A 17,142-nucleotide genomic window follows, 5' to 3' on the forward strand; every position below is an offset into this window, starting at 1 on the left:
GGTAAGAAGCGCACTCTCGATCAGCGCAACTCATCGATCGCGTCCGCGATCTCGTCGGGAACCTCCAACACGACGAAGTGGCGCGAGACGATCGGCACCAGCCGACCACCGAGCATGCGCGCGTAGCGGGCCTGCTTCCACAGCCAGAAGCTCTGCCACGCCTTCGGCCCGGAAAGCGCGGCGACCACGATCACCGGAACCCGGGGCATCGGATGACTCTTGCGCATGCGACGCAGCGACGCGTTGATCGCGGGGAAAGCCGCGTTCTCCACCATCGTGGCGAGCAGCATCGGCCAGTTACCGAAGACCCTCGCCGCCCAGTAGTGCTCGTGATCGTAGAACCCTTCCGGGGGCCTGGGTAGCACCACGGTCCGTACTCGCGAGAATCCGCGCCGCGGAAAGCGAAACCGCTCCGTGACTCCTCTCGCCGTGTCGATCATCCTGTGCGCGTTGTCGACTCGCACACCGAGCGGTACCACCCGCCACGACAGGAGTACATACGAGCCGTCGAGCATCGCAACCGCGGCAGTGCGCGACGGATGCACTCGCGCGAAAGCCTCGACATACAGCGAGGCAACCGAATGTCCGACGACGGTCACAGGCTCCGTGACCCGCAGCGCATCGAGGACGCCCGCCATCCACGAGACCTCGAGCGACAGGGTCAACACCCGACCTCGCGGAAGTTGTTCGGACAGGCCATATCCCGGGCGATCAAATCGAATCACCCGCCAACCACGCTCGACGAGTCGTGCGGCGAGGTGGTCGAGATCGAACCAGTTGCTCCCCATCGCGGCCATCAGCAGCAGTGGGCGGCCGACACCCTCGTCGACGACGTGGATGTGCTGGCCGTCGACGTCGACGATCTGCCCGGGTGGCGGCCGATCGACCTCGCGCCGACCGTCGGCCACCGCTCAGCTCTCCTGCGGTTTCGCCAGCGGGAATGCCAACGATTCGCGAATCGACTGACCCGTGATCAACATGACCACGCGGTCGACGCCGACGCCAAGACCACCGGTCGGCGGCATCGCGTACTCGAGTGCCTGCAGGAAGTCTTCGTCGAGCTCCATCGCCTCCGGATCGCCATCGGCAGCCAGAACCGATTGCGCGGTAAGCCTTTTACGCTGCTCCACCGGATCGGTCAGCTCCGTGTACGCGGTACCGAGTTCGACGCCCCACGCCACCAGATCCCACCGCTCGGCCACTCCCGGCTCGCTTCGATGCGCGCGCGTGAGCGGCGAGACCGACGTCGGGAAATCGGTGTAAAACGTCGGGAAGGTGGTGCGGTCCTCACCGAGATGCTCGTAGAGTTCCTGCACTATCGCGCCCGCGTCCCAGTCCGGACGGAACGCGATGTCGAGGCGTCTGCAGACCTCCCGGAGATGTTCCACCGACGTCTCCGGCGTGATCTCCTCACCGGCACCCTCCGATACCACCCCGTAGACGGTCTTCACCGGCCACTGCCCGGAGATGTCGATGCGCTGCTCGTTACCCTCGTCGTCGTAGCGCACGATCACCGGCTCACCGTAGGCGGCGGTGGCCGCGAACTGGATCATCTCGCGCGTCAGATCGAGCATCTTCAGGTAATCACTGTGCGCCTCATAGGCTTCCAGGCTCGTGAACTCCGGATTGTGACTGAAGTCGACGCCCTCGTTGCGGAAGTTCCTGCCGATCTCGAACACCTTCTCCACGCCGCCGACGCACAACCGCTTGAGGTACAACTCCGGCGCGATGCGCAGGTAGAGGTCGAGGTTGTAGGCGTTGATGTGGGTCGTGAACGGCGTCGCGTTCGCGCCACCGTGGATCTGCTGCAGAATCGGTGTTTCGACTTCGAGATAGCCACGGGCAGAAAGGAAGTCACGCAGCGACTTGACCACGACGCTCCGCGTGGCAAGCAACTGCCGCGAGCGCGGATTGATCGCGAGGTCGACGTAGCGTTGCCGCACACGGGCTTCCGGGTCTGTCAGGCCCGCCCACTTGTCCGGTAGCGGACGCAGCGACTTTCCGATCATCGCCCAGCGGTCCACGAGCACCGATACCTCACCCTTGCGGCTCGTACCCATCTCACCGTGAACCTCGACCAGATCACCGAGGTCGACGTCGGATGCGAAATCTCTTGAGCCGGAATCGAGTCGCGACGCTTCGACCAGGATCTGCACCTGCCCGGACCAGTCATGGACGTCGGCGAACACCACCTTGCCGAAGTCACGCAGCCGCGTGATGCGCCCGGCAATCGATACCGGCGTACCCGCAGGCGCCGCAATGGCCTCGGCGATCGAGTGCGACGGCGGATCGGCGGGCGGGTAAGGGTCGACGCCGTCGTCGATCATCCTGTCCAGCTTGGCAAGTCGCACTCGGACCTGCTCCGGACGGTGGGCCGCGACGGCGTTCTGGGCCTCCGCCTCGGCGTCGAGTTCTGCGATCAACGCGTCGACATCGATACCTGCGGGAATCGACGGCTGTCCCGCTGTGTACTGCTGCTTGCGGCCGAACCTCGGCAGCCTGACGAAGCCCTCGGTGACGACAGCCGCCAGACCCGCTCGCGCGAGGATTCGGGTGTCCTCGAAGCAGAGGAATCGAGGCTGCCAGTCGGGAAGGTATTTGGCGTTGGACCGGTAGAGCGACTCCATCTGGAAGAACTTGGAGCCGAACATCAGCACGGCGTAGCTCCCGCGCATGACAGGGCCGGCGCCGATCTCCTGCCCCTTCTCGAACACGGCGCGGAAGGTGGCGAAGTTCAGCGAGATCTCGGTGATTCCGAAGTTCTCCGAGTCGCGGCACAGGTCGCTGACCATTGTCTCCACGACGCCGTTGATGCCGCTGCGGTCGCGGCGCATCAGATCGAGCGAGACCCCGCGCCTACCCCACGGAACGAATGACAGCATCCCGACGACCTTCTCGTCGGGCTGTCCCTCGTTCAGGACCGCCTCCACCAGCAGGCAGTCACCGTCTGCAGGATCGCCGATCCGCGAGAGCGCCATCGCGAAGCCGCGCTCCTCCTCGGTGTCGCGCCAGGCGTCGGCCCGCGCGATCACGTCGGCCATCTCGGTCGGCGGTATGTCGCGGTGCCTGCGGATGCGGGTGGTGACGCCTGCGCGTCGGGTTCGTGTCACCGCCTGGCGCACGCCCTTCATGGTCGGCCCGCTGGTCGTGTACTGGCGCGTGTGCAGAATCGCCTCGTCGCCGATGTTGAGCGATGTGAAACCAGCAGCCTCGAATGCCGCCGCGCCTCGTTCACTGGAACCCATCGCCGCGGGGTGCCATCCGTAGCGTTCGCACAGCACCAGGAACTCGGCGATCGCATCGGGCCAGGACTCCGGATCGCCGATCGGATCTCCACCGGCAATACCGACACCCAGCTCGACGCGGTAGGTGATCGCCGCGCGTCCGTCGCGCGAGAAGACAACCGCTTTGTCGCGTCGCGTCGAGAAGTAGGCCAACGAGTCGTCGTCGTTGAATCGCGTGATCAGCGCTCGGATCAGTCGTTCGTCGGTCGCCGTCATCAGCGACTTGAGCCGCTGCGATCGGAAGAGCACCGACGCCGCGACGATCAGCGCGAGCGCACCGAATAGGCCCAGTGCGCCATTGACCGGCGGATACGCGTGATGGCCGTCGAAAGTCCGCTGGTCGATCGCGGCGAACGCAACGACCCGATTGAACGCGTAGGGCAGACGCTCGGAGCGTTCCAGACTGCCCGGGAACAGCCACACCAGCGCGAACCCGATGCCGGTTGCCACGGCAAGTCCGACCACCAGCACCACGAGCGCGCGCAGTAGGGCGGCACGTCGAACCCGCGTGTAGAACTGCCGATATGTGACGAGCAGGAAGATAAGGGCCACGAGATCGATACCGAGACCGATCACGATGTTCATGCGCTCGGCGTCGTCGACGTCGAAGTCGTCGGCGACCGGCTGCCACAACAGCACCGCGTTTCCAGCCATGAACAGCAGCAGGTAGATGACACAGATCCACCACGCGATGCGCTTGCGCGCCGTCAGCGCGATGGCGACGAGGGCCAACACAAACGACCACGCGAAGCTCGTGTCGGGCATCGACATGATGAAGTCGTCCACGTAGTCGCGCGGAACGTGAATCCAGTGCCGAAAGAACGGGAAGATGCTCGACAGCAATGCGATGGTCGCCATGATTCCGACGACGAGTCCAGCGATCCGCGGCGCGTGGCTGCCGAATCCGCGGGGGTGGCGGATGCGCTCGAGCAGATCGGCCGAACGACGATCCGCCTCCGCCCGTCCTGATCGCTGCAGCGCGACGTCGGGATCTGTGGGTGCACTTGAGAGTGCCTGGGATGGGGACTCGACCGCCATGGATCAAAGGTAGTTCACCCCGGATTCGACGGTGCGCACCCTTCACCGGTCAGGCAGTATCTCAGGCATGGACGACGACGCATTCGACGTACCTGTACGGGGTGACGGGATCAGGCTCGGTCAGTTCTTGAAATTGGCGAACCTCATCGAGTCCGGAGCCGAGGCGAAGGAGGTCATCTCCGACGGTCTCGTCACGGTCAACGGCGATGTGGAAACACGCAGAGGTAGGCAGTTGGTAGTCGGCGACGTGATCTCTCTGGGCGACGCATCGGCGCGGGTCACCGCGGGGTGACCGGCGACCTGCTCACGCAGTCAGTCGCTTGAGCTCCGCCGCGGTGACGAGGCGTTCGGCCTCTGCGGGGAATCGCGGCGCCTCACGATGGCGGCCGATACGGCCGCCGGTGATGGCACTCAGCATTGAGTGTCGACGGGGTGTCTGGAACGTTGCTGCCAGCTTCATGACGATACGTTTCCTGCGTCAGAACGGATTCGATCTTTACTATCTTGTACTGCCGACTGTGTCGGCGCAACTCACCCTTCGTATCGATCGTCACACAGGATTCGTTACCAGCCAGAGACCGACGCGCGGTTCAGCCCAATCCGGCGAGAAACTGATGTGCCCAGGCCACGGCCGTCACACCCGGTTTGACCTCGAAACGTCCGTAGTCGCCGTGCGAACCCGACTGCAAGAACCGGTTGAACTCGATGATCTGCTGCCGCGCCCGAGCGTTGCTCAGCTCGTTGACGACGTTGCCCGGTCCGCCCCTGGTCAGCATCTCGTTGACGATCGCCCCCGCCTCGGCCTGATACTGGCCGACCTGGCTGGGCGTCGGATCACTGGTTTCCGCGAGGTAGCCGATCACGCGCGTCACGTAGTACTCACGCGGCACGTTGCAGTAGAGATCCTTGGGCGCGCAAATGGTGAAGGCGCGCGGCAGCACGTAGCCCATGCCGTCAAGGCGTGGCCCGCCGCTACCCTGCCCGGATAGGGGCGGCCCGACCAGGTTGTCTTTCGACGACCGTCGAGGGTCTGCGATCAGCACGACACCCGCGACCTGCTGCGGACGGATCTTCTCACGGCCGGTACCGATCTCCGACGCGACGTCGCCCGCGGCGTCGGCACCCTGGCTGTAACCGGTGAGCGCGATCTTGGTGCCCGGGCATCGCTTGAGCATGCCCAGGGCGAGACCCTTGGTATTGGCTACAGCCTGCGCCTTCGACTTTCCGTAGATGGCGCTCTCCCACGGGAACGCCGTGGCGTCATAGCCGACATAGGAGACCTTGGTGTCAGACCCGAGATTCGACGTGACGGAACCGAGCAGACCTGGTCCGTCAGACCATGTGCCGGGTATTGCCAACACGTACACCTTGGGGCACGGTCCCGGCGCGGCCGACGCCGAGCCCGCCGATGCGACCACGACGCCACACGCCGCCAACGCCACCGCAACTGCCATCCCGAGAAGCCTGCGCACTGACCTGTACCTCCACGAACACGTATCCGCGACACGATCGCCGCGATCCAACCCACAGAGTGTAGGCAGGGATGCACCCATCCGGCAGCGTCGTCTCACCGAACTCTTAAAGAACGTTTGTCTACAGAGCCGAGTGATCCGGCACATGAGGAGGCCCACGGTGGTCGACGTCTCGCGCACCTTCACTGTCCGACAGCCGCGTGAGGTGATCGTCGCCTACCTGCGCGACTTCTCCCACGCCGAGGAATGGGACCCGGGGACAGTGGAATGCACGCAGGAGGACGACGCCCCGATCGCACTCGGCACGCGTTGGCACAACAAGTCGAAGCTCTACGGGATCTCGACCGAGCTGACCTACGAACTGACGCGCGACGACACCGACCACGTCGTGTTCTCCGGCTCCAACAAGACCGCGACGACGTCCGACGACCTCTCGTTCACCGATCTCGGCGACGGAACGACCAGCGTCACCTATCGTGCGCTCGTCGACTTCCACCGCTTCAAGCTGATCGGCGAACCCCTCTTCAGCTTCATCTTCGGCCGCCTCGCCGACTCGGTGCCCACCCAGATGACGAGCGTGCTCGAGAAGCTCTGAGCGCCTCAACCGCCGGTCGAGCGCCTTTCGCTGGTCGAGCCGTCCCCGCTGGTCGAGATCACCACCCAGCGGGGCAGGTCAGCGCTGCGCGACCTGCGTCGGCACGATCGGTGCGGGGAGATCCGACGCCCCCGCGAGGTACCGATCCGCGGCGGCCGCAGCCGAGCGCCCCTCCGCGATGGCCCACACGATCAGTGACTGTCCACGCCCGGCGTCACCGGCGACGTACACGCCCTCCTGCCCGACGGCAGCAAAGTCGTTGTCGCGCTTGATGTTGCCGCGCTGGTCGTATTCGACGCCCAGCTTGTCGAGCAGGTCGACACGCTCAGGGCCGACGAAGCCCATGGCCAACAGCACCAGATCGCATTCGAGCTCGAAGTCTGAGCCCTCCACCTTCTCGAATCGACCGTCACGCATGGCAACCTCGTGGGCCTTGAGCGCGGTGACCTTGCCGTTCTCGCCGGTGAACTGCTCGGTGTTGACCGAGAAGACCCGCTCGCCGCCCTCTTCGTGGGCAGACGACACGCGATACATCAGCGGGTACGTCGGCCACGGGGTCGACTCGGCTCGCTCGGTCGGCGGCTTGGGCATGATCTCGAACTGGTGCACAACCTCAGCGCCCTGACGCAGCGACGTGCCGAGGCAGTCGGCGCCGGTGTCGCCGCCGCCGATGATGACGACCTTCTTGCCCTTGGCACTGATCTGCCCGTCGACGGTGTCGCCGAGCTGAATTCGGTTGGCCTGCGGCAAGAACTCCATCGCCTGGTGGATACCGTCGAGCTCGCGGCCCGGAATCGGCAGATCGCGACCGATTGTCGAACCCATCGCGAGCACAACAGCGTCGAAGTCCTGACGAAGCTGCGCGACGGTGATGTCGACGCCGACGTTGACACCGGTACGGAAGACAGTGCCCTCGGCCCTCATCTGCTCGAGACGACGGTCGATATGGCGCTTCTCCATCTTGAACTCGGGGATGCCGTAGCGCAGCAGTCCGCCGATACGATCGGCGCGCTCGTACACGTAAACCGTGTGGCCCGCACGCGTGAGCTGTTGCGCCGCAGCGAGTCCCGCGGGACCCGAACCGACAACCGCAACCGACTTGCCGGTGCGCTCGCTGGGCAGTACGGGCTGCACCCAGCCGCTGTCGAAGGCATTGTCGATCAGCTCCACCTCGACCTGCTTGATGGTCACCGCGGGCTGATTGATACCGAGCACGCACGACGCCTCGCACGGCGCTGGGCACAGACGCCCCGTGAACTCCGGGAAGTTGTTGGTCGCGTGCAGGCGCTCGATGCCTTCTTTCCACTGATCCCGGTAGACCAGGTCGTTCCACTCCGGGATGAGGTTGCCCAGCGGACAACCGTTGTGGCAGAACGGGATACCGCAGTCCATGCAGCGGCTGGCCTGGGTCTGCAACTCCGACTTGTCGAAGTCGTTGTAGACCTCTTTCCAGTCCATCAACCGCAGGTCGACCGGCCGCCGCTCGGGCAGTTCACGCTCGGTGTGCTTGAGGAATCCTCTGGGGTCAGCCACGTGCGGCCTCCATGATCGCTTCGTTCACGTCTCGTCCGGACTTCTCTGCGGCGTCGATCGCGGCCAGCACGCGCTTGAAATCGCGTGGCATGACCTTGGCGAACGCCTGCTGGGTGTTCTCCCAATCGGCGAGAATCGCCGCAGCGACCGGCGACGCCGTCTCGCCACGATGCTCACCGATGATGCCGGACAAGAACTCGATGTCTTCGTCGTCGAGTGGTTCGAGGTCGACGAGTTCGGGGTTCAGGTTGGTACCCAGCTTGTTCTCTGGGTCGTACACGTAGGCGATGCCGCCCGACATACCGGCCGCGAAGTTGCGTCCGGTGTCGCCGAGCACCACCACTCGTCCACCGGTCATGTACTCGCAGCCGTGATCGCCGACGCCCTCGACCACCGCGACAGCACCGGAGTTACGTACGCAGAAACGCTCGCCGACGACGCCGCGCAGGAAGATCTTTCCCTTGGTGGCACCGAAGCCGATCACGTTTCCGGCGATGATGTTGTCTTCTGCGACAAAGCCTTCCGGCGTACTCGCCGGCGGGCGCACCACGATGCGTCCACCCGAGAGACCCTTGCCGACGAAGTCGTTGGCATCGCCTTCGAGTCGAAGCGTGATGCCCTTCGGCACGAACGCACCGAAGCTATTGCCTGCAGAACCCTCGAAGTCGATGATGATCGTTCCCTCGGGAAGCCCTTGCGCGCCATGCGTCTTGGTGACCTCATGGCCGAGCATCGTTCCGACGGTGCGGTTCACGTTGGTGATCTTCGACGTGAACGACACCCTGGTGCCGTGATCGATCGCCTCACGACTCTGCGCGATGAGCTGCTGGTCGAGCGCCTTCTCCAGACCGTGGTCCTGCACGCCGGAGCAGTACAGATCCTGGTTCATGAACGGCGATTCGGGCGTCGAGAGAATCGGCGACAGATCGAGCTTGCCCGCCTTCGACGACTTCCAGTGTGCGAGTGCCTTTGTCGTGTCGAGAGCCTCGACGTGGCCGACGGCCTCCTGCAGCGTGCGGAACCCGAGGCGAGCGAGCAGCTCGCGTACCTCTTCTGCGATGAACATGAAGAAGTTCTCGACGAACTCCGGCTTGCCGGTGAAACGCTCACGCAGCAGCGGATTCTGGGTGGCGACCCCGACCGGGCAGGTGTCGAGATGGCAGACGCGCATCATGACGCAACCGGAGACGACGAGAGGCGCCGTCGCGAAGCCGAACTCCTCGGCTCCGAGCAGTGCACCGATCACCACGTCGCGGCCGGTCTTGAGCTGACCGTCGACCTGGACCGAGATCCGATCGCGAAGTCCGTTGAGCAGCAAGGTCTGCTGCGTCTCGGCGAGACCGATCTCCCAGGGGGCACCGGCATGCTTCAACGACGTCAGCGGCGACGCACCGGTACCGCCGTCGTGTCCGGAGATCAGCACGACGTCGGCGTGTGCCTTCGACACACCCGCGGCGACCGTTCCGACGCCGAGCTCACTGACGAGCTTGACGTGAACGCGCGCTTGCGGATTGGCGTTCTTCAGGTCGTGGATCAGCTGAGCGAGATCCTCGATCGAGTAGATGTCGTGGTGCGGTGGCGGCGAGATGAGGCCGACGCCCGGCGTCGAACCACGAACCTCGGCGACCCACGGGTACACCTTGTGCGGCGGAAGCTGGCCACCCTCACCGGGTTTCGCACCCTGCGCCATCTTGATCTGGATGTCGGTGCAGTTGCTCAGGTAGTGCGAGGTGACACCGAAGCGTCCCGACGCGACCTGCTTGATCGCACTGCGACGCCAGTCGCCGTTCTCGTCGTGATGGAAACGACGCGGATCTTCGCCGCCCTCACCGGAATTCGACCGTCCGCCGAGTCGGTTCATGGCGATCGCCAAGGTCTCGTGCGCCTCGGCCGAGATCGAACCGAAGCTCATCGCGCCCGTCGAGAAGCGCTTGACGATCTCGCTCGCGGGCTCGACCTTGTCGATCGGGATCGGGTCACGATCGCCGAAGTTGAAGTCGAACAGTCCACGCAGAGTTGCCATTCGGGCCGACTGATCGTCGACCATCTTGGTGTACTCCTTGAACACCTTGTACTGACCGGTGCGCGTTGCGTGCTGAAGCTTGAACACGGTATCCGGGTTGAACAGGTGGTACTCACCCTCGCGCCGCCACTGGTACTCGCCACCGACCGGGAGCTCACGGTGTGCGCGCTCGGACGGACGGTCGTTGAACGCCAAGGCATGTCGCGTTGCGACGTCGGCGGCGATCTCGTCGAGCCCGACGCCTCCGAGCTGGCTGTTCATCCCGCTGAAGAACTCGTCGACGGTGTCCTGGTCGAGACCGATCACCTGGAAGAGCTGCGCGCCGGTGTACGAGGCCACCGTGGAGATGCCCATCTTGCTCATCACCTTGAGCACGCCCTTGCCCGCGGCCTTGACGTAGTTGTTGCGGGCGGTCTCGAAGTCGATGTCGCCGAGCACCCCGCGCTCGACCATGTCCTCGATCGATTCGAACGCCATGTACGGATTGACCGCTGCCGCACCGAATCCCACCAACGTGGCGACATGGTGGACCTCGCGGCAATCTCCCGATTCGACGATCAGGCCGACGCGTGTGCGCTTGCGCTCGCGGACCAGGTGGTGGTGAACCGCGGCCGTCAGCAGCAACGACGGGATCGGTGCGAGCGTCTCGTCGGACTCTCGGTCGCTGAGCACGACGAGGCTCACGCCGTCGTCGATGGCGGCGCTGACCTTCGCGCGGATCTCGTCGAGCGACTTACGCAACCCGGCACCGCCCTCGGCCACCGGGTAGAGCCCGTGGATCTGGATGCTGCGGAAGTCGGGAAGCGAGTCGTCCTCGTTGATCCGGACCAACTTGGCGAGGGTGTCGTTGTCGATCACCGGTGAGGGAAGCGCGATCTGGCGGCACGACTCGGGACCCGGGTGCAGCAGATCGGCTTCGGACCCGATGGTTCCGCCGATACTGGTGACGATCTCCTCGCGGATCGCGTCGAGCGGCGGGTTGGTCACCTGCGCGAAGAGCTGTTGGAAGTAGTCGAACAACATCCGCGGACGCGCAGACAACACCGCGATCGGGGTATCGGTACCCATCGAGCCGATGGCTTCGGCGCCGGTCTTCGCCATCGGCGCGACCAGCAGGTTGAGCTCCTCGGTGGTGTAACCGAACACCAACTGCCGCAACGTTACCCGGTGGTGGGACATGTGCTCGTGCGGCAACGCTTTGACGTGGTCGATGTGGACGATGCCCTTCTCGAGCCACTCCGCGTACGGATGCTCGGCGGCGAGTTCGTCCTTGATCTCCTCGTCGTCGACGATGCGGCCGGCCTCGGTGTCGACGAGGAACATGCGGCCCGGCTGCAGGCGCAGCTTCTGCACGACGTCGGCCTGGTCGATGTCGAGCACGCCGACCTCGGAGGCCATCACGACGAGGCCGTCCTTGGTGACCCAGATTCGGCTGGGGCGCAGGCCGTTTCGGTCGAGCACAGCGCCGACGACGGTGCCGTCGGTGAAGCACACCGACGCCGGTCCGTCCCACGGCTCCATGAGTGACGCGTGGTACTCGTAGAACGCGCGGTGCTCCGGCTTCATCGCCTCCTGGCGTTCCCACGCCTCGGGGATCATCATCAGGACCGCGTGCGGCAGGCTGCGCCCCCCGAGGTGCAGCATCTCGAGCACCTCGTCGAAGCGTGCCGTGTCCGACGCTCCGGGCGTACACACGGGGAAGATCTTCTGCGCTGCGCCGTCGCCGAACAGCGACGTGTCGATCAGTGCCTCACGGGCACGCATCCAGTTCTCGTTGCCGGTGACGGTGTTGATCTCACCGTTGTGGGCGACTCGTCGGAACGGATGCGCGAGCGGCCACGACGGGAAGGTGTTGGTCGAGAAGCGCGAGTGCACGAGGCCCAGCGCGCTCTCCACCCGCGAATCCTGCAGGTCGAGGTAGAACTCCCGCAGCTGCGGGGTGGTGAGCATGCCCTTGTAGACGAAGGTCGTGCCCGACAGGCTCGGGAAGTAGACGGTCTCGCGGCCCGGGCCGTCGGCGCCTGCACCCTTGTTGCCGAGCTCGTGCTGAACACGCTTGCGCACGACGAATGCCTTGCGCTCGAGCTCCATGCCCGACGCGCCGGCGAGGAACACCTGACGGAAGGTCGGCATCGCGTCGCGCGCGAGCGCACCGAGGCCGTTCTCGTTGGTGGGTACCTCGCGCCAGCCGAGCACGGTCAGACCTTCGGACTCGATGATCTTCTCGACGCCCTCGGCGGCGGTCGCGGCGTCGTTCGAGCCCTGCGGCAGGAAGGCGATACCGGTCGCGTAGCTGCCCTCGGCGGGCAGTTCGAAGTCGACAACCTCACGCAGGAAGCGGTCGGGGACCTGGATCATGATTCCGGCACCGTCGCCGGTGTTCGGCTCTGCGCCCGCGGCACCACGATGCTCGAGGTTGATCAGCGCGGTGATCGCCTTGTCCACGATGTCGCGGCTGCGACGACCATGCATGTCGACAACAAACGCAACACCGCACGCGTCGTGTTCGTTGGCCGGGTCATAGAGCCCAATGGGGCCTGGAGCGTGCTTCATGTATTCGCCTCACTAGGTGCGCGACGTTGCGCAGAGCTGTCACCCGTTTCGTCGTTGACAGCAGTCCTACCGAGCCAACAGAATCCACCCTCATCGTGGGCTGACCTGGGCTGATCCTGTGATCACTCGGTGGCTGCCTCGTGCCAGCGCCGTTGCTGGCGGGGGTGTGCCGACCCTGAGATCGCGCTGACACCCCACTGCTTCATGAGCATTGTCGAATATTTTCTCACGGGGGGTACCCAGTATTGAAATCCGGCTACCACATCGCCGCTGATTGCGCAGGTTACGCACAACGAACAAGGCGTCGAACCCCTATCCTGAGTCGGTGGAATCGCTGGTGACTGCTGTGGTGATCGACGACCATCCGTTCTTCCGGGATGGCATCTCCCGCGGACTCACCCAGAGTGGCCGCGTACGCGTGGTGGGTGAGGCAGGTGACGGCCCGTCGGGCCTCGAACTCATTCGCGGTGAGCTGCCGGATGTGGCCGTCGTCGACTATCAGATGCCGGGGCTGACCGGAGTCGACGTCGCGCACGCGGTCACCAGGGACGGACTGCGGACGCGGGTCCTTGTTCTCTCCGCTGTCACCGACGCGCCCATCGTCTTCGCTGCGCTGGAGAAGGGTGCGGCGGGGGATCTGAGCAAGGAGTCGAGCCGCGACGAGATCGTCGGAGCCGTCACGCGGGTTGCCAAGGGCGAGACGGTGGTCCCCGCGGAGTTGGCTGCCGGGCTCGTCGGTGAGATCAGGTCGCACGCGCGCAACGACGGCCCGGCGCTCAGTGAGCGTGAACGCCAGGTGCTCGAAGGCTTCGCCCGCGGCCTGTCGATCCCGCAGGTCGCGGGCGAGCTCTTCATCGGGGCGTCGACGGTCAAAACGCATGCACAACACCTGTACGAGAAGCTCGGCGTGTCCGACCGCGCTGCTGCCGTCGCCGAGGCGATGCGTCGCGGACTTCTCGAATGACTCGACCCTCACTGTTCAGACGCCTGAGCTATGGACGCTCGGGCAACCCGGATGGCCAGGCGCCGCAGCTCGGCCTGACGGAGCTGATCGACGAGCCGCGCATCTCCGAGATCCTGATCGATCACGCACTGCTCGGTGTCCGAGTGCAGGTCGTGCTGCGCATGTTGCTCTCCGTCTTCGTGCTGGCGACCGTGCTCCTCGATCCACCCGCCGACGGTGCCGCGTTCTGCATCGTGGTCGCGGTGCTCTACGCCGTCTGGTGTCTCGCAGGTGTGCTGGCGGCCTCCCGAATACGGGTAGGAATGATCCGATTCGCCTGGCTCGCTTTGTTTGTCGACCTCGCGGTCCTCGTCGTCCTGATCGTCGTGGCGAGTCGTTCCGATCAGGTCAGTTGGACCTCGGACGTACTCGTCAACGGATTCGTCGCCATCCCGATGATCGCCGCGACGCAACTGCGCCCCAGAGTCTGTGCGCTCGTGGTGATCCCGACCGTCGTCGTCTACTTCCTCGCGAGCGCTCTGGCCCGTGTCCCCAACGGCGAACCGTGGTCGCTCATCGCGATGCGCACGCTTGTCGTCGCGATCCTCGCATTGGGCAGCGTAATGCTCTCGACCGTTCAGCGTTCACGGGTGTCGACGATCGGATCTCTTGCGGCACAACGTGCTCGACTTCTCGACGAGACCGTCCGCATCGAGGAACGCGAGCGTCGCGACCTCGCCGAGCACCTCCACGACGGCGCGTTGCAGTACGTTCTCGGCGCGCGGCAGGAACTCGATGCGGCGCGCGACGGCACCGATCCCGACGCTCTCGCACGGGTCGACACAGCGCTGCGCGAGGCGTCGAGGCTACTGCGCTCGACGTTGGGTGAACTCCATCCCGCCGTGCTCGAACAGGGAGGACTCGCCGCGGCGGTCACCGATCTCGCGGCCTCGGTCGAACAGCGTGCCCCGCTGACGATCTCGGTGGACACCGTCGGCTGGCCGAGCGATCTGCGCACCACGTCCGATCCCATGCTGTTCGCAACCGCACGCGAGCTGCTGACCAACGTGGTCAAACATGCCGACGCCCATACCGTCGAACTGTCAGTCGAATTCGACGACGGCACAGCCCGTGTGATTGTTGTCGACGACGGGCGCGGCGTCGACGAGTCGACGCTCGATCGTCGCGTCGCCGAGGGACACATCGGACTCGTCTCGCGTCGGGTGCGCCTCGAGCAGCAGGGCGGCTCGTTGACCGTCACCCGACGTCCCGGCGGTGGGACCGCCGCGATCGCCGAGGTTCCGGTGGTCGACGTCGGAGCGCGTGCTCAGTCGAACGTCGACCCTCTCTCGGAGCCGTAACCCTGCCGGTCCGGACGCTGCGCGAGCCGACGGTCGAGGCCTATCGGCCAATCGAGCGCGACCTGCTCGTCCAGTGCCGCAAGACGTTCGACGATCGGCGGCTGTTGATCCGCGCCGCACTGTGACGCAACGGTTTCGTAGAGCGCGCGCAATCGCCGATGCACCTGAGCCTGGCCGTGACTGTGCCTGCGGATCTCATCGGTACCGATCGCGACATAGTCCGCCCACGTACGTCGATAGCCGCGCACAGCGCGTGAGCGTCGAACCGCGTCGGCGTGGACCCGCGGCGCGAGCATCAGCAGCATGTCCTCGATGTGGTCGAGCGCCAACACCACCGTGCTCGGATCATTGCCAGCAGTCGAGATCGCCTTGAGGGCGATATCCGAAATGGCCTGCAGCGCGGCAACAGGACTCACCGACGGCTGATGCATGTCGCCGAAGAGCAAGCACCGCAATACTTTGTGCTCTGGCACCGGCCCGCCCCGCGGCGTGCCGACCACCGCGATCACGCCGACGTTGTGCGGCACGTTGTCGCCGACCATCACCAGCAGATCGAATCTCACACCCCATGCCGCCGCGTAACGTTCCAGCATCGGCACGTTCACCGCGAGCAGCACCCGCCCTCGAGAACCTATCTCTCGCAACATGATCACATGGCGTGGCTCTTCGCCGAGTGTGGTGTCGGGAGCGGGCGCCACGCTCGGCAACTGGGTCTGGAGCGACTCCTCCGGGTACAGCCGACGGATCGACGCACGACCGTCCGCAGCGATCCACCGCATCAACTGCGCAACGTTGAGAACCGCGCCGACCTTACTGACCAACGCGACGAACAGGATCGCCGACACCACCGTCAGGAAGGCCGCAATCGCCGTCGAGGCGCCCGGGGTTCCGTCGTCGGGACCGGTCAAAGCGAGATCCATCGCCACCATCACGCTGAACACGAATGTGGCAAGGAAGAAGCCGACAGACCAGCGCATCACCGGCTCGCGCTGCAGCATGGGGATGACGCGGACCGAGATCTGCGACGCCCCGAACTGCATCGCGAGTGTCACCGCGGTGAAGACCAGACCTGTCAAAGTGGCTGTGGCCCCGGCGATCACGCCAAGCACGGTCGCCAGGGTTCCCGAGTCGACGTCGAGGCCGATGTTCTCGTCGATCGTGATGCACAACAGGGCCGCGATGATGGCGAGCAGCACGAGGATCACCGGCAGCCGCCAGGTGGGGACCACACGCAGCCGACGTCGCACCCGCCGCCAACGCACGGCCGTCGCGGCCCTACTCGGAAGTGCGACGCCACCCGGAACCGCCGCAACTGCCTCAGGCATCGGGTCCGGCGGCAGGTCTGGGACGCCGAATCGGCCCGCGAGCGTTTCCTGCACGACAATCTTCCACCGAATGAGCGGTTCCCGAAGCCGTTGTTCGCGTCGTACCGCTTTGTCGTACTTGCCTTCTCGGCTGCGGTAGAACCACCGCGCCCACGGCGACGCAGGTCGCGCAATACGAATCGCGCCGACCACCAACAGGACCGGAAAGAACATACCGACCAGTCCGGTCCACAGCTTGCCCTTGGCGAGGGTGATCGCCGCCAACACGACGTTCACCACGATGCCGAGAACGACGACGATCCGTGCCGGCACGGTCGGATCATCGCGGAACTCATCGGCCGCTGAGGTCAGGTCGAGCGGGCGAAAACCCATGAGGAACAACACGCCGATCGCGATGGCGACGAACACGGCGTCGACCGATGCCCGACCCTCCTTCTCCCAGTACACGTCTCGCAGATGCAGGATGAGCGCGAACTCGTCGAGGACAAGGGCACAGCCGATTCCGAAGAGAGCCGCGAGCACGCAGTCTGCGATCGGGGTGTCGAAGCGAGAGATCGCGACAAGACCGAATCCCGAGAGCACCATGACGATCACGCCGAAGAACTCGTGGTGCAGGTGGAGTCCGCCTGGCGCTACATTTCCCGGCCACCAGCGCACTCCCGCACGAATCAGGCGAACGCTGATCCGGATGAAGACGAACGTCGCAATGAATGCAATCAAGAACAAGAACAGGGGAAGACGACCGGCCTCCACGATCGAGTTGTGGAACCAGGTCATCTCAGTGCCCTCGGCCGGGCGCGCGCACCGTATCGATGGAGTGAGCCTACCGGTGGGCAGTCGGTAAAACGGCCAGATCAGCAACGACGACGAGGCCCGCAACCGGTGTGGTCGCGGACCTCGTCGTCGTATCCGAGTGGGTCGTATCGGGGCAGGTCACGCGGCGGCGTGGCTCGCTGGTGTGACGGTGTCGCTACCGGTTGGAGTCGACGGCTGAGCGGGCGAGATGCTGCTCGTG

Annotated in this window: 11 protein-coding genes; 4 read left to right on the forward strand and 7 right to left on the reverse strand. The window is 65.1% G+C overall.

What is annotated here, in order from left to right:
* Positions 1–20 precede the first annotated feature (20 nt).
* Positions 21–908, reverse strand: a complete 888-nt coding sequence (locus tag B3T59_RS14305; protein ID WP_267625636.1) for an alpha/beta fold hydrolase — start codon at positions 906–908, stop codon at positions 21–23.
* A 3-nt stretch (positions 909–911) separates the two neighbouring features.
* The gene (gene lysX, locus B3T59_RS14310) at positions 912–4,322 is read right to left on the reverse strand and encodes a bifunctional lysylphosphatidylglycerol synthetase/lysine--tRNA ligase LysX (protein ID WP_267625637.1); all 3,411 of its coding nucleotides are present in this window, start codon (positions 4,320–4,322) and stop codon (positions 912–914) included.
* Positions 4,323–4,389: 67 nt separating this feature from the next.
* On the opposite strand from lysX, the gene B3T59_RS14315 reads away from it, so the two are divergent.
* The gene (locus B3T59_RS14315) at positions 4,390–4,614 is read left to right on the forward strand and encodes an RNA-binding S4 domain-containing protein (RefSeq protein WP_267625638.1); all 225 of its coding nucleotides are present in this window, start codon (positions 4,390–4,392) and stop codon (positions 4,612–4,614) included.
* A gap of 12 nt (positions 4,615–4,626) precedes the next feature.
* Here the strand turns inward: B3T59_RS14315 and B3T59_RS14320 are convergent, their stop codons facing one another.
* Both B3T59_RS14320 and B3T59_RS14325 read right to left on the reverse strand, forming a co-directional pair.
* The gene (locus B3T59_RS14320; RefSeq protein WP_267625639.1) at positions 4,627–4,782 is read right to left on the reverse strand and encodes a hypothetical protein; all 156 of its coding nucleotides are present in this window, start codon (positions 4,780–4,782) and stop codon (positions 4,627–4,629) included.
* 130 nt (positions 4,783–4,912) lie between these two features.
* Positions 4,913–5,776, reverse strand: a complete 864-nt coding sequence (locus B3T59_RS14325; protein ID WP_267625640.1) for a cutinase family protein — start codon at positions 5,774–5,776, stop codon at positions 4,913–4,915.
* A gap of 178 nt (positions 5,777–5,954) precedes the next feature.
* On the opposite strand from B3T59_RS14325, the gene B3T59_RS14330 reads away from it, so the two are divergent.
* Entirely contained in the window at positions 5,955–6,389 is a 435-nt protein-coding gene (locus tag B3T59_RS14330; protein WP_267625641.1) for an SRPBCC family protein, read from the forward strand.
* Between the two features lie 78 nt (positions 6,390–6,467).
* Here B3T59_RS14330 and B3T59_RS14335 read toward each other — a convergent pair whose 3' ends face one another.
* Positions 6,468–7,922, reverse strand: coding sequence for a glutamate synthase subunit beta (locus tag B3T59_RS14335; RefSeq protein WP_267625642.1), 1,455 nt, complete (start codon positions 7,920–7,922; stop codon positions 6,468–6,470).
* The gene (gltB, locus tag B3T59_RS14340) at positions 7,915–12,498 is read right to left on the reverse strand and encodes a glutamate synthase large subunit (RefSeq protein ID WP_287003921.1); all 4,584 of its coding nucleotides are present in this window, start codon (positions 12,496–12,498) and stop codon (positions 7,915–7,917) included. The genes B3T59_RS14335 and gltB overlap by 8 nt, the downstream gene beginning before the upstream one ends.
* Before the next feature lie 325 nt (positions 12,499–12,823).
* On the opposite strand from gltB, the gene B3T59_RS14345 reads away from it, so the two are divergent.
* Together B3T59_RS14345 and B3T59_RS14350 are read left to right on the forward strand one after the other, a co-directional pair.
* Positions 12,824–13,462, forward strand: a complete 639-nt coding sequence (locus B3T59_RS14345; RefSeq protein WP_287003922.1) for a response regulator — start codon at positions 12,824–12,826, stop codon at positions 13,460–13,462.
* Positions 13,459–14,802, forward strand: coding sequence for a sensor histidine kinase (locus tag B3T59_RS14350; RefSeq protein ID WP_005206088.1), 1,344 nt, complete (start codon positions 13,459–13,461; stop codon positions 14,800–14,802). Before B3T59_RS14345 ends, B3T59_RS14350 begins: the two co-directional genes overlap by 4 nt.
* On the opposite strand, the gene B3T59_RS14355 is transcribed toward B3T59_RS14350, so the two are convergent.
* Positions 14,769–16,904: a DUF2254 family protein gene (locus B3T59_RS14355; protein WP_287003923.1), complete on the reverse strand. Its 2,136-nt coding sequence runs from the start codon at positions 16,902–16,904 to the stop codon at positions 14,769–14,771. The two genes, B3T59_RS14350 and B3T59_RS14355, sit on opposite strands and share 34 nt — an antisense overlap.
* Positions 16,905–17,142: the final 238 nt, after the last annotated feature.

Origin of the sequence: Gordonia sp. UBA7860, assembly GCF_002500165.1 — a bacterium.
Taxonomy (GTDB): Bacteria; Actinomycetota; Actinomycetes; order Mycobacteriales; family Mycobacteriaceae; genus Gordonia; species Gordonia sputi.